Source organism: Streptomyces niveiscabiei (assembly GCF_033794345.1).
GTDB classification, from domain to species: Bacteria; Actinomycetota; Actinomycetes; order Streptomycetales; family Streptomycetaceae; genus Streptomyces; species Streptomyces niveiscabiei.
Genome location: NZ_JARAYJ010000013.1, coordinates 95,489 through 107,205, shown reverse-complemented (window position 1 = coordinate 107,205; position 11,717 = coordinate 95,489). Strand labels below are relative to the sequence as shown.

14 protein-coding genes and 1 tRNA gene are annotated in these 11,717 nt (G+C 70.6%); 10 read left to right on the top strand and 5 right to left on the bottom strand.

All coding sequences use genetic code 11. The features are described from left to right. The first annotated feature begins 16 nt into the window (after positions 1-16). From PV682_RS19960 to PV682_RS19925, 8 genes are all read left to right on the top strand, one after another. Positions 17-478 (top strand): hypothetical protein, encoded by a 462-nt coding sequence (locus tag PV682_RS19960; protein ID WP_319731678.1) that lies wholly within the window; start codon positions 17-19, stop codon positions 476-478. 14 nt (positions 479-492) lie between these two features. Continuing rightward, positions 493-948 (top strand): single-stranded DNA-binding protein, encoded by a 456-nt coding sequence (gene ssb, locus PV682_RS19955; RefSeq protein WP_319731676.1) that lies wholly within the window; start codon positions 493-495, stop codon positions 946-948. An 89-nt stretch (positions 949-1,037) separates the two neighbouring features. Beyond that, positions 1,038-2,399 (top strand): DNA cytosine methyltransferase, encoded by a 1,362-nt coding sequence (locus PV682_RS19950; protein WP_319731674.1) that lies wholly within the window; start codon positions 1,038-1,040, stop codon positions 2,397-2,399. Continuing rightward, positions 2,396-3,298, top strand: coding sequence for a bifunctional DNA primase/polymerase (locus tag PV682_RS19945; protein WP_319731672.1), 903 nt, complete (start codon positions 2,396-2,398; stop codon positions 3,296-3,298). Before PV682_RS19950 ends, PV682_RS19945 begins: the two co-directional genes overlap by 4 nt. Before the next feature lie 176 nt (positions 3,299-3,474). Beyond that, positions 3,475-3,657, top strand: a complete 183-nt coding sequence (locus tag PV682_RS19940) for a hypothetical protein (RefSeq protein WP_319731670.1) — start codon at positions 3,475-3,477, stop codon at positions 3,655-3,657. Beyond that, entirely contained in the window at positions 3,654-4,919 is a 1,266-nt protein-coding gene (locus PV682_RS19935; RefSeq protein ID WP_319731668.1) for a DUF3631 domain-containing protein, read from the top strand. Before PV682_RS19940 ends, PV682_RS19935 begins: the two co-directional genes overlap by 4 nt. A 156-nt stretch (positions 4,920-5,075) precedes the next feature. Next, entirely contained in the window at positions 5,076-5,264 is a 189-nt protein-coding gene (locus tag PV682_RS19930) for a helix-turn-helix transcriptional regulator (protein WP_319731667.1), read from the top strand. A gap of 61 nt (positions 5,265-5,325) precedes the next feature. Continuing rightward, complete coding sequence (locus tag PV682_RS19925; protein ID WP_319731665.1) at positions 5,326-6,705, top strand: tyrosine-type recombinase/integrase; 1,380 nt, start codon at positions 5,326-5,328, stop codon at positions 6,703-6,705. A gap of 174 nt (positions 6,706-6,879) precedes the next feature. Here the strand turns inward: PV682_RS19925 and PV682_RS19920 are convergent. After that, positions 6,880-6,961 (bottom strand) — tRNA-Tyr (locus PV682_RS19920). A 226-nt stretch (positions 6,962-7,187) separates the two neighbouring features. Here PV682_RS19920 and PV682_RS19915 point away from each other — a divergent pair. Then, entirely contained in the window at positions 7,188-7,676 is a 489-nt protein-coding gene (locus tag PV682_RS19915; protein ID WP_319731663.1) for a YajQ family cyclic di-GMP-binding protein, read from the top strand. 112 nt (positions 7,677-7,788) lie between these two features. Here PV682_RS19915 and PV682_RS19910 read toward each other — a convergent pair whose 3' ends face one another. Beyond that, a complete protein-coding gene (locus tag PV682_RS19910; RefSeq protein ID WP_055725401.1) occupies positions 7,789-8,055 on the bottom strand; it encodes a GlsB/YeaQ/YmgE family stress response membrane protein in 267 nt (88 codons plus the stop codon). Between the two features lie 648 nt (positions 8,056-8,703). Here PV682_RS19910 and PV682_RS19905 point away from each other — a divergent pair. After that, complete coding sequence (locus PV682_RS19905) at positions 8,704-9,972, top strand: APC family permease (RefSeq protein ID WP_319731661.1); 1,269 nt, start codon at positions 8,704-8,706, stop codon at positions 9,970-9,972. Between the two features lie 48 nt (positions 9,973-10,020). On the opposite strand, the gene PV682_RS19900 is transcribed toward PV682_RS19905, so the two are convergent. The 3 genes from PV682_RS19900 to htpX form a co-directional block, all read right to left on the bottom strand. Continuing rightward, the gene (locus PV682_RS19900) at positions 10,021-10,257 is read right to left on the bottom strand and encodes a hypothetical protein (RefSeq protein WP_319731659.1); all 237 of its coding nucleotides are present in this window, start codon (positions 10,255-10,257) and stop codon (positions 10,021-10,023) included. A 106-nt stretch (positions 10,258-10,363) separates the two neighbouring features. Then, the gene (locus tag PV682_RS19895; protein WP_055722814.1) at positions 10,364-10,756 is read right to left on the bottom strand and encodes a YccF domain-containing protein; all 393 of its coding nucleotides are present in this window, start codon (positions 10,754-10,756) and stop codon (positions 10,364-10,366) included. Then, the gene (gene htpX, locus PV682_RS19890; protein ID WP_055722815.1) at positions 10,753-11,616 is read right to left on the bottom strand and encodes a zinc metalloprotease HtpX; all 864 of its coding nucleotides are present in this window, start codon (positions 11,614-11,616) and stop codon (positions 10,753-10,755) included. The genes PV682_RS19895 and htpX overlap by 4 nt, the downstream gene beginning before the upstream one ends. Positions 11,617-11,717: the final 101 nt, after the last annotated feature.

The window sequence follows — 11,717 nt, the reverse complement described above, 5'->3', positions numbered from 1 at the left end:
CCCGGAAGGAGTCCGCATGGGTCACCTCGAACGGCCCGCGGCCGTCGAAGTCCACCACCCCCAACCGATCACCATGTACCCGCCGATCCCGGCGCCGCTGGTTCCCGTGCAGCCGAACACGTCCCCGGCGGTGCAGTCGATCGTGCTGCCCGACGGCCAGGTCGTCACCGGCTACAGCCTCACCCCCGTACCCGCCCCGCTCCCCGTACCGGTCGCCACGCGGCCGGCCGTCTCCCGGACGGCCGCGAACATCGCCCTCGGGGGCATCGGGTTCGGCGCGGTGTGCGGCGGACTGTTCCTGCTCACCTCGTTCATCGCCGCCCTGACCGCGTTCATCACCCAGCTCATCACCCTCGCCGCGGTCATCTTCGGCGGCTGGATCGCCATCCAGATCTTCGGCGCCACCGGCCACCGCGACAGCAGGACCACGGTCAACATCCGCAAGGCCGTCATCAAGCGCAGCCACTTCCACGGCTGAGAAGGAGACAGAGCATGTCGTTCGGAGAGACCCCGATCACCATCATCGGCAACCTGACCGCCGACCCGGAGCTGAAGTTCACCGCGTCCGGCCAGGCATTGGCCAAGTTCACCGTGGCGTCCACCCCGCGCACCTTCGACCGCGAGGCCAACCAGTGGAAGGACGGCACGTCCACGTTCTTCCGCTGCGCCGCCTGGCGCGCGCTCGCCGAACACGTCGCCGACTCGCTCGGCAAGGGCTCGCGGGTGGTGCTGTCCGGGCGGATCCGTCAGCACGACTGGCAGACCCCGGAGGGCGAGAACCGCTCGATGCTCGCCGTCGAGGTCGACGAGATCGGCGCCTCGCTGCGCTTCACCACCGTCACGATCAACGCCAAGCGCACCGGCGGAAACGGCGGCGCCGCCGCGTCCGGTGACCCGTGGAACACCGGGGACAACCGGCCCGAGCAGGGCAACGAGCCGCCGTTCTAGATCCGCCCGGGGCGGTCGCCTCATCTCGCCAAAGATCCGCGACCGCCCCGGTTTCCAGCACCGTTTCAGAGAACTGGAGACCACCCAGCATGACTCAACCTACCGACATCCGGCGAGCCCCCGGCTCGCCGCCGCGGGTCGTCGCCCTGTGCGCCGGCTACGGCGGACTCGAAGAAGCGATCCGCGCGGGGACCGGCGGTGTGCCGGTCGCGTTCGCCGAGAACGACCCGCACGCCTCCAAGGCGTTCGCCGCACACCACCCCAGCGCCCCGAACCTCGGGGACATCACGGCTGTGGACTGGAACCGCGTCCGCGACCTGTACTCGCCGGACGTGATCGGCGCGGGTTTCCCCTGCCGCAACATCTCCAACGCCGGACGAAGGGACGGGATCAATGGCCAGTGGTCGCGGGTCTGGAAAAACGTCGCTCAGGCTGTGGGCGTCATTCGACCGCGCTACGTCTTCCTGGAAAACGTGGCGGCGCTCCGTTCGCGGGGGCTGGACGTCGTCGCCGCGGACCTGGCCGCGATCGGGTATGACACGCGGTGGACATGTCTACGAGCTGGTGACCCCGAAGTCGGCGCCCCGCACCCGCGGGACCGCTGGTTCGCAGTTGCCCATCCCGCTGATGCCGACCCCCACCACCTCGGACGGCACTGGCGGGCCGGGCACGTCGCCGAAGCGCAAGGGCGGGATGAACCTGCGCACCGCCGTGACCAGGCTGCCGGCGCCCCCGGAGAGCTGAGCCTGTTTCCCACCCCCGTCGCCTCCGACGGCGGGCGGGGCAGTCTCACCTACTCCCGCGGCAACCCCACCCTGACCGGCGCCGTGACCCGCCTACTCCCCACGCCCACAGCGGCCGATTCGAGGGGGACCGCGAATTTCAGGGCCGACGGAACACCGTACGGAAACGGGTACGGCAGCACCCTGACGGACGCTGTCCGCAGCCTGCTGCCCACCCCGGCGGCGCGGGACTGGAAGTCGGGCGCCTCGAACCTGCTGGGCAGGAACGCACGCCCGCTGAACGAGGTGGTCGTCAACCTGCTGCCCACCCCGAAGGCGTCGGACGGGCCGCATGGCGGGCCGAACCAGCGCGACACGGCGGGCCGGTATTACCTGCCTGGCCAGGCCGTGCGGCTCGATGACCGGTGGGTGGCCACGGACGGCACCGACTACGGGCCCGCCATCCGTCGGTGGGAACACGTCACCGGCCGTCCGGCGCCCTGCCCGACCGAGCCCGGTACCCGGGGCAACCGGCGCCTGTCGCCGGCGTTCGCGGAATGGCTCATGGGCCTTCCCGCCGGGTGGGTCACCGCCGTGCCCGACATCCCCCGCAAGGAACAACTCAAGATCATCGGTAACGGGGTGGTGCCCCAACAGGCCCACCACGCCTACGGCCTGCTCTTGGGCGCCCACACGGCCGCGCGGCCGGACGGGAGGGCTGCGGCATGACCACGCACCTGCTGGACGCGGCTCTGACGGCCGCCGCGCGCGGCTGGTACGTCCACCCGCTTCGGCCCGGTGGCAAGGGCTCAGCACTGCACGGCGAACGCGCCTGCCCCATGACGGGCGCGTGCGCCGGCGGGCACGTGAAATGGGAGGCACGGGCCACCACCGACCCCGACCGCATCCGCGCCGCATGGGGCGCGGGCCCGTTCAACGTCGGCATCGCCACCGGCCCCTCCGGCCTGGTCGTCGTCGACCTGGACATGCCCAAGGACAAGAACAGGAAGGGCAGTTCGGACGCGCCTTGCGGCGCGACGACCTTCTTGGCGCTCTGCGAGCGCGCCGGACAGTCCTGGCCGACTACCTACACGGTGCGGACGCCCTCCGGCGGCATGCACCTGTACTTCACCGCCCCGCCCGGCGTCCATCTGCCGTGCACCGCCCGCACCGTGGCGCCGAACGTCGACACCCGCGCGTGGGGCGGCAACATCGTCGCCTCGGGCAGCACCACCCCGCAGGGCGCCTACGAGGTGACCGACGACGCTCCGGCGGTCGTCCTACCCGGGTGGCTGTTGCAGCGTCTCCAGACGGCGCCCAAGCCCGCTGCTGTGCCTGCCCCGTTGCTCATCCCAGGGCAGGCCACCCACCGCGCCACGGTGGCGCTGGAACGCGAGACGGCCGCCGTGCGCGCGACGGGGGAAGGCGGCCGGAACAACCGGCTGCTGGCGGGCGCCCGCGCCCTGGGCCGATTCGTCGCATGGGGCGAGATCGCTCGGGACGTGGTGGAGGAGGCTTTTCAGGCGGCCGGGGAGACGGCCGGACTGTCCACCGGCGAGTGCCGGACCACCATCCAAAGCGCCCTGGACTGGTCGATTCGCACCTGCCGACCGCGGGAGGCCGCTTGAGCCCCCAGCGCGGGCCTGAAACGCCCACCCGAGCCGCATCGAGCCGAACGCGCCTGTCTCCGGCCACCCCCGGCGGTGGCCGTGGCACGAAGGACGACGGCCGTAAGGCCGTCCTTTCAGCCCTTCCCCCCGAACGGCACCCCAGCGGCCCGCCGCCCGGTGATGGCCGCTTCCCCGTGGCCTGGCTCACCATCCGCGCGCCCTACGGCGCCACCCCCACCGCCACCTCCAAGTGCCTGTGCGGCAGGGACCGCAGCGCCATCGGCCACGCCAAGGTGCACGCCCTGATCGCCGACCACACAGCCCACCGCGACCTCTGCCCGCTGCGCACCACCCAGGAAAGGAGGAACGCCGCATGACCAGCACCAACACCCCCGCACCGCCGATCGACGGCGCGGCCCTGCTTGATGAGGTCGAAGCGTTCCACCGCCGCTTCAACGTCTTCCCCACCGAAGCCGCCTACACCGCCGTTGCTCTGTGGGACGCTCACGCCCACCTGATCGACTCGTTCGACGGCACCGCCCGCCTCGCCTTCCTCTCACCGGAACCGGGATCGGGCAAGTCCCGCGCGCTAGAGATCGTGGAAACTCTCACCCCCCGCGCGGCCACCACCGTCAACGCCTCAGCCAACGCCCTCTTCCGGCTGGTCGAGGCCGACGGAGGAACCCCGACCCTGCTCTTCGACGAGATCGACACCGTGTTCGGGCCCAAGGCCGGCGGCAACGAAGAGGTTCGCGGCTTCCTCAACTCCGGCTACCGGCGCGGCGCCAAGTCCTTGCGCTGCGTCGGCGACGGCTCCAACCAGAACACCGAGTGGTTCTCTTCGTTCTGCGCCGTAGCCATGGCCGGACTCGGCTCCCTGCCGGACACGATCCTGACTCGCTCGGTCATCATCAGGATGCGCAAGAAGGCCCCCAACGAGAAGGCCGAGCCCTACCGCCGACGCGTCCACGAGAAGCAGGGCCACGCCCTGCGGGACCGGCTCGCCAAGTGGGCCGACACCATCAGGAACGAGGTCGCCACGGCCTGGCCGGAGATGCCCGAGGGAGTCTCCGACCGACCCGCGGACGTGTGGGAGCCCCTGTTGGCAGTCGCCGACGCGGCCGGCGGACACTGGCCCGATCGGGCCCGTGCCGCATGCGTCGCGCTCATCAAGGCCGCGTCCCAGGGGGATGAGGCATCCCTCGGGGTGCGCCTGCTGACGGACCTGCGCGACCGCGTGTTCTGCGGTGCAGACCGCATGCCCACCGCCGCCATCCTGGAAGTCCTCTTGGGGCTCGATGACGCCCCGTGGGCCGACCTCAGTGAGGACGGGCACAGCACCAAGCCGCTCACGGCGCGCGGCTTGTCCAAACTCCTGAGCCAGTACGTGCGCCCCGACAACACCCCCATCAAGCCCCGCGGCATCCGGGTCGGCAGCGGCACCCCCAAGGGCTACTACGCGGAAGACCTCAGCGACGCCTGGACCCGCTATTGCCCCCCGCCCCCCGAGAAGTCCGCAACAACCGCAACGTCCGCAACATCGCAGGTCAACGAGGGTGAATCTGTGGCGGAAGACCCTTCCGAGAGCCGCCACCTGTCCGCGGAAACCGACACACGCCAACTCCGCATCGCTAGCTGACCAACCGCGTCCGAAGGTGCCGCCGCGGACCCCGCGCGGCGGCACCTATCCGCAACAGAAACGGCATCCGCCACAGATCCAAGCCGCTGACCAGCAATGTTGCGGTGTGGCGGATGTTGCGGATTCCCAGAAGGCCCGAGACGAGGAGTCGCAACAATGGCTCGCCCCAAGATGCTCAAACTCCCCGAGGTTCTCGAAGAGATCGAGATGAGCCGCGCCGCCTTCTACCGCATGCGCGCCCGGGGCCAGGCCCCGAAGCTCATCAAGCTCCCCAACGGTCAGCTCCGCTGCCGCCGCGCTGACCTCGACGCGTGGTGGTCGTCCATGGAAGACGCTGCCGCCTGACCACCTCCCGCACACACGAGACACGAGGGGCCCGCTTCCGGCGGGCCCCTTTGGAGTTCATATGGCACTGACCTACGACGTTCGCCTCTACGCCATCGAGGTTCGCAAGGATCGCCCGAAGCCTTATCGCCTGCGGTGGCTGGTCGGGGAGCGCAAGCATTCCAAGAGCTACACGCTCAAGGTGCAGGCAGAAGGCCGCCGTTCGGAACTCATGTCCGCCGTACGACGCGGCGACCAGTTCGACGAAGAGACGGGCCTGCCCGTATCCGAACTACGCGCCAAGCAGGGCTCCATCACGTGGTACGAGCACAGTCGCACGTACGTCGACCGCAAGTGGGCACTGGCGCCGGCGAAGTCGCGGAAGAACTACGCCGACGCACTAGCCACCATCACCCCCGCCCTCGTGAAGACCAAGACGGGAATTCCCGACAGCGCGCTCATGCGGCGCGCGCTGTACGGGTGGGCATACAACCGGAACCGCTGGAACGACACCCCTCCGGACGATGTGGCCCGCGCCCTCACCTGGATCGCCAAGCACTCCATGCCGGTCTCCGCCATGGAAGACCCCGCGACCGTACGCCTGGCTCTGGATGCCCTGTCCCTACGGCTGGATGGGAAAGAGGCGTCGCCGCGCACCGCGAAGCGCAAGCGGGCCTGCCTGAGCGACGTTCTCGGGCTCGCCGTGGAAGAGCAGTACTTCACCATGCCGGTCAACCCGATCAAGGCCGTGAAGTGGACCGCCCCGAAGTCCGTGGAAGCGGTGGACCCCGAGAGCGTCGCCAACCCTCGCCAGGTTCGCGCCCTGCTGGCAGGGGTTCGTGAGCAGGGCCCGCGTGGGCGGCACCTGGAAGCGTTCTTCGGGTGCCTGTACTACGCGGCCATGCGGCCCGCCGAAGCCGCCGGACTGCGTGCGAGCCAGTGCCACCTTCCGGAGACGGGGTGGGGGATGCTCACCCTGCGGCAGGGGGTTGTCCGCGCCGGACGGAGTTGGACCGACGACGGCACGGCGCACGAGACGCGCCATCTCAAGGCCCGCGCCAAGAAGGATTCCCGTCCGGTACCGATCCCGCCGCACTTCGTCCGTCTACTGCGCCAGCACATCACCACGCACGGCACGGCGCCCGATGGCCGGCTCTTCCGGACGAACCGCGACGGCCTGCTACAAGAGACCGGCTACGGGGAGGTGTGGGCAAAGGCTCGGAAGGATGTGCTGACCGAGTCGGAGACAGCCTCGCTGTTGGCCCGCCGCCCCTACGACCTCCGGCACGCCGGCGTCTCGTTCTGGCTCAGCTCTGGGGTGGACGCCATGGAGTGCGCCCGCCGCGCCGGACACAGCATCGCGGTACTGCACAAGGTGTACGCCAAGGTGCTTGACCAGACACGGGAGCGTGCGAACAGCCGGATCGACGCAGCACTTCGGGAGTGGAACGAGCCCGAGTGATCATGCTCACCCCCGGGGGACACCTGGGGGACACGCACTGATCGACGGTGGGATATGGGCGGTACGAGGTGAGACACGTCCACGTCCCGTCCACAGCGAGTCGAACAGAGGTGATCAACGAAAGACCCCCTCTGACCAGGTTGTTTTCCTGGCCAGAGGGGGTCTCTCTCAGCGTGGCGGCGCCAGGATTCGAACCTGGGAAGGCTGAGCCGGCAGATTTACAGTCTGCTCCCTTTGGCCGCTCGGGCACACCGCCGGGGTTTTGTCACCTGGTCGAACCGCTTTTCGGCGGTGTTTCCCGGCAACGACGTAAACAATACCCGATGGGGAGGGGTGGTCCGCCACCCGATTGAGCTGCGCCCGGAGGTGATCGGGTGGCTAGGCTTGTCCGGACGTGGCCGGGGCTGTGCCGGGACAGGCACGGGCCCCCGAGGACGCCGCCACGCACTCGACACGCCCCCCGATACAAGGAGCCACAGGACATGGCCGACTCCAGTTTCGACATCGTCTCGAAGGTCGAGCGGCAGGAGGTCGACAACGCCCTCAACCAGGCCGCCAAGGAGATCTCGCAGCGCTACGACTTCAAGGGCGTGGGCGCCTCGATCTCGTGGTCCGGCGAGAAGATCCTGATGGAGGCGAACTCCGAGGAACGGGTCAAGGCTGTCCTCGACGTCTTCCAGTCGAAGCTCATCAAGCGCGGGATCTCGCTGAAGGCGCTGGAGGCGGGTGAGCCCCAGCTCTCCGGCAAGGAGTACAAGCTCTTCGCCGAGGTCAAGGAGGGCATCTCGCAGGAGAACGCGAAGAAGGTCGCCAAGCTCATCCGCGACGAGGGCCCCAAGGGCATCAAGGCCCAGGTGCAGGGTGACGAACTGCGCGTCAGCTCCAAGAGCCGTGACGACCTCCAGGCCGTCATCGCCCTGCTGAAGGGGCAGGACTTCGACTTCGCGCTCCAGTTCGTGAACTACCGGTAGTCCGCGGGCCGGTGGACCAGAAGGGCGGGCGCCTCGACGCCCGCCCTTCTGGTGTGTCCGGGGGTTCGGTGGGGCCGGGATTCGGTGGGTCCGGGGTTCGCCTCCGTGCGGCTCAGTCCCGTGAGTTGCCGAACAGGATGCGGTAGACGATCAGCAGCACCAGCGAGCCGCCGATCGCCGCCGCCCAGGTCGCGCCGTCGTAGAAGTCCTTCGTCACCGGGTGGTCGAGCCAGCGCGCCGAGATCCAGCCGCCGACGAACGCGCCCGCGACGCCGATGAGGGTCGTGCCGATGAGGCCGCCCGGGTCGCGGCCCGGCAGCAGGACCTTGGCGACCACTCCGGCCAACAGTCCCAGGATGATCCAACTGACGATGCCCATGCCCCGAACCTGCCCTTCCGCGCTGTGCGTCCGCCGTTCCGGCCGTGTGGGTCCGGTGAAAGTCGCGGGTCGGGTGGCCGGTGATGTCCACGCGTCCCGCATCCGGCGCCGCACGTGCGTTCGTTCTGTGTTGGTGTGGACGACGTCCTGCCGGTACGCGCCGGTTCCCCTGGTCATTAGGGTGCGGCCCATGACACACGCGCCGGTCCGCCCGGCCCCTCACCGGCACCCCGGCGCGAGGCCCTTGGCGGGCTGCGGGCCGGGGTGCCGAGGGGCGGCCCGTCACACGCCGGCACCTCGGCACTCGGCGCGTCACGGCTCGGCGCGTCGAGGCCCGGTCCGTCGCGTGTCGGCACCCGGCGCATCGTGGCGCGGTCCGTCGCCCTCCGCCCCCGGCGCCTCGGCGGCCGGCGCGTCGAGGCTCGGCCTGTCTGCGGGACCCTGGCCTCACCGCGTCCGGTCGAGGCGCGGGCCCTTGCGGGACCACTCGGAAGGCGTCGGCCCCGTCCGCCTCCGGCCCGCAGCCTCGCCCCTCGGCCGCCACCCCGAGATCCCCGGTCTCCGCCACCCCGAGGTTCCCGGTCTCCGTCACCCCAAGGCCCCCGGCCTCCGTCACCCCGAGGCTCCCCTCTCCGGAAGGCTCCGCCCATGACCCTCCCCTCCGGTTCTCCCGCCTCCCTGCGCCGCACCCTGGGGCTCGGGGACGCCGTCGTGATCGGGCTCGGGGCGATGATCGGGGCCGGCGTGTTCGTCGCCCTGGGGCCCGCCGCGCGGGCTGCCGGTACCGGTCTGCTGCCCGCCCTCGCGCTGGCCGCCGTGATCGCCTACTGCAACGCGACCGCCTCCGCCCGGCTGGCCGCCCGTTACCCCGCCTCGGGCGGTACGTACGTCTACGGCCGGGAGCGCCTCGGCGCGTTCTGGGGGTACCTCGCCGGGTGGGCCTTCGTCGTCGGGAAGACGGCGTCGTGCGCGGCGATGGCGCTGACCGTGGGGCTGTACGTCTGGCCGGCCCACGCGCACGCGGTGGCGGTCGCGTCGGTGCTGGTGCTGACGGCGGTGAACTACGGCGGCGTCCAGAAGTCGGCGTGGGTGACGCGGGCTGTCGTGGCCGTGGTGCTGGCGGTCCTGGTGGTCGTCGTGGCCGTGTGCCTGGGGGCGGAGGGTGCCGAGAGGTCCGGCGCCGGGCCGGCGGACATCGGGTTCTCCGGTGGGGCGGGCGGGCTGCTCCAGGCCGCCGGGCTGCTGTTCTTCGCCTTCGCGGGGTACGCGCGGATCGCGACCCTGGGCGAGGAGGTGCGGGATCCGTCGCGCACGATCCCCCGGGCGATCCCGCTCGCCCTGGGCGTCACGCTGGTGGTGTACGGGTGTGTGGCGGTCGCCGTCCTTTCGGTGCTCGGTGTCGGCGGGCTGGGCGGGGCGGGTGCTCCGCTGGTGGACGCGGTGCGTGCGGCGGGGGTGCCCGGGCTGGTCCCCGTGGTGCGGGCCGGTGCGGCCGTCGCCGCGCTGGGGTCGCTGCTCGCCCTGATCCTGGGGGTGTCCCGGACGACCCTCGCGATGGCCCGTGACCGGCATCTCCCAATCGCCCTGTCCGCCGTCCATCCCCGTTTCCAGGTCCCCCACCGGGCCGAACTCGCCGTCGGCGCGGTCGTCGCCGTCCTGGCCGCCACTCTCGACGTCCGGGGGGCGATCGGTTTCTCCTCCTTCGGTGTCCTCCTGTACTACGCGGTGGCCAACGCCTCGGCGTGGACCCTGTCCCCGGCACCGCTCGCGCGCCTGGTGCCGGTGGTCGGTCTCGCGGGGTGTCTGCTGCTGGCGTTCTCCCTTCCTTGGGGGTCGGTGGTGTCCGGGGCTGGGGTGCTGGTGCTGGGCGCGGTGGCGTACGGGGTGCGGCGGAGGCTGGTGCCGGGGCGAGGGTGAGCTCTCAGCGGGCCGATCGCAGAGGCTCGCCGCACGGGGATCCGGTGCTCACGCCGCCGTACGTATCCGGAACTCCGCCCACGGGGCCGTCTCGACGTCCTCGTCCGGCTCCCCGTACCAGCCCTTCTCCTCGACCTGGTCCTCCAGCCACTGGGCGAGGCTCGGTGGGTCCAGGTACCAGGCGCCCTCGGCGTCGACGGCGGCGGGGAGTGAACTCCGGCCCTGGGGCCGGGTGGTGCGGGCCTTCCTCAGCACCCGGGTCAGCGACTGCTCGTGCTCGGTCATGCATTCATCGTGCACGCCGCCACTGACAATCGCCCTGGCCTGTGGACGACCACCCGGCTGTGGACAACTCGCTCACCCCGAAGTGGCTGCCCCTCCCCGGCAGGGCTCAGCGGGCGCCGAACGGCTCGTCCGTCGGGACGATCTCGCGGCCCAGGGGCATGAGGGAGACCGGGATCAGCTTGAAGTTGGCGATGCCGAACGGGATGCCGATGATCGTGACGCACAGGAGGAGGCCGGTGACGATGTGGCCGATGGCCAGCCACCAGCCGGCGAGGACGAGCCACAGGACGTTGCCGACGCAGGACGGCGCGCCGGCGTCGCGGCGTTCGACGGTGGTGCGGCCGAAGGGCCACAGGGCGTAGACGCCGATGCGGAAGGCGGCGATCCCGAAGGGGATGCCGATGATCGTGATGCAGAGGAGCAGGCCCGCGCCGAGGTAGGCGAGGAAGAGCCAGAATCCGCTCAGGACGAGCCAGACGACGTTGAGGATGGTCTTCACGACTGGCGACCTGCCATCTTCTCCAGGCGGGCGATCCGCTCCGCCATAGGTGGGTGCGTCGAGAACATCTTGGAGAATCCCTGCCCCGGGCGGAAGGGGTTCGCGATCATCATGTGGCTCGCGGTCTCGATCCGGGGCTCGGGGGGCAGCGGAAGCTGCTGGGTGCCGAGTTCGAGCTTGCGCAGCGCGCTCGCGAGGGCGAGCGGATCGCCGGTGAGCTGCGCCCCGGAGGCGTCGGCCTCGTACTCGCGGGAGCGGCTGATGGCGAGCTGGATGAGGCTGGCGGCGAGCGGCCCGAGGAGCGACAGCAGGAGCACGCCGATGATCCCGGGGCCGTCGTCGTCATCGGAGCGGCCGATGGGGATCAGCCAGGCGAAGTTCGCGAGGAAGACGATCACCGAGGCGAGTGCCCCGGCGACCGAGGAGATGAGGATGTCGCGGTTGTAGACGTGGCTCAGCTCGTGCCCGATGACGCCGCGCAGCTCGCGTTCGTCGAGGAGGCGCATGATGCCGTCCGTGCAGCACACGGCCGCGTTGCGCGGGTTGCGGCCGGTCGCGAAGGCGTTGGGCGCCTCGGTCGGCGAGATGTACAGGCGGGGCATCGGCTGGCGCGCCTGCGTGGAGAGTTCGCGGACCATCCGGTACAGGGCGGGGGCCTCGAACTCGCTCACCGGGCGCGCGCGCATCGCGCGTAGAGCGAGCTTGTCGCTGTTCCAGTACGCGTACGCGTTGGTGCCGAGGGCGACCAGGACGGCGATGATCAGGCCGGTCCGGCCGAAGAAGCCGCCGATGACGACGATGAGTGCGGACAGCCCCCCGAGGAGTACTGCGGTCCTGAGCCCGTTGTGCCGGCGGTGCACGGTACGCCCTCCAGGTCGTGCGGCAGGAGAACCCTTTGCTCGCTGATCTGCGGTCCTTCTGGTGTCACGTCCAGTGGACCCTCCTGTCTGTGTCAACGCCA

Excerpts from the sequence above, each read along its gene's own strand:
- PV682_RS19915 (WP_319731663.1), top strand. The coding sequence starts at position 7,188 with ATGGCCGACTCCAGTTTCGACATCGTCTCGAAGGTCGAGCGGCAGGAG.
- PV682_RS19950 (WP_319731674.1), top strand. The coding sequence starts at position 1,038 with ATGACTCAACCTACCGACATCCGGCGAGCCCCCGGCTCGCCGCCGCGG.
- PV682_RS19935 (WP_319731668.1), top strand. The coding sequence starts at position 3,654 with ATGACCAGCACCAACACCCCCGCACCGCCGATCGACGGCGCGGCCCTG.
- PV682_RS19910 (WP_055725401.1), bottom strand. The coding sequence starts at position 8,055 with ATGGGCATCGTCAGTTGGATCATCCTGGGACTGTTGGCCGGAGTGGTC.
- PV682_RS19900 (WP_319731659.1), bottom strand. The coding sequence starts at position 10,257 with ATGACCGAGCACGAGCAGTCGCTGACCCGGGTGCTGAGGAAGGCCCGC.
- ssb (WP_319731676.1), top strand. The coding sequence starts at position 493 with ATGTCGTTCGGAGAGACCCCGATCACCATCATCGGCAACCTGACCGCC.
- PV682_RS19960 (WP_319731678.1), top strand. The coding sequence starts at position 17 with ATGGGTCACCTCGAACGGCCCGCGGCCGTCGAAGTCCACCACCCCCAA.
- PV682_RS19905 (WP_319731661.1), top strand. The coding sequence starts at position 8,704 with ATGACCCTCCCCTCCGGTTCTCCCGCCTCCCTGCGCCGCACCCTGGGG.
- PV682_RS19930 (WP_319731667.1), top strand. The coding sequence starts at position 5,076 with ATGGCTCGCCCCAAGATGCTCAAACTCCCCGAGGTTCTCGAAGAGATC.
- PV682_RS19925 (WP_319731665.1), top strand. The coding sequence starts at position 5,326 with ATGGCACTGACCTACGACGTTCGCCTCTACGCCATCGAGGTTCGCAAG.
- PV682_RS19945 (WP_319731672.1), top strand. The coding sequence starts at position 2,396 with ATGACCACGCACCTGCTGGACGCGGCTCTGACGGCCGCCGCGCGCGGC.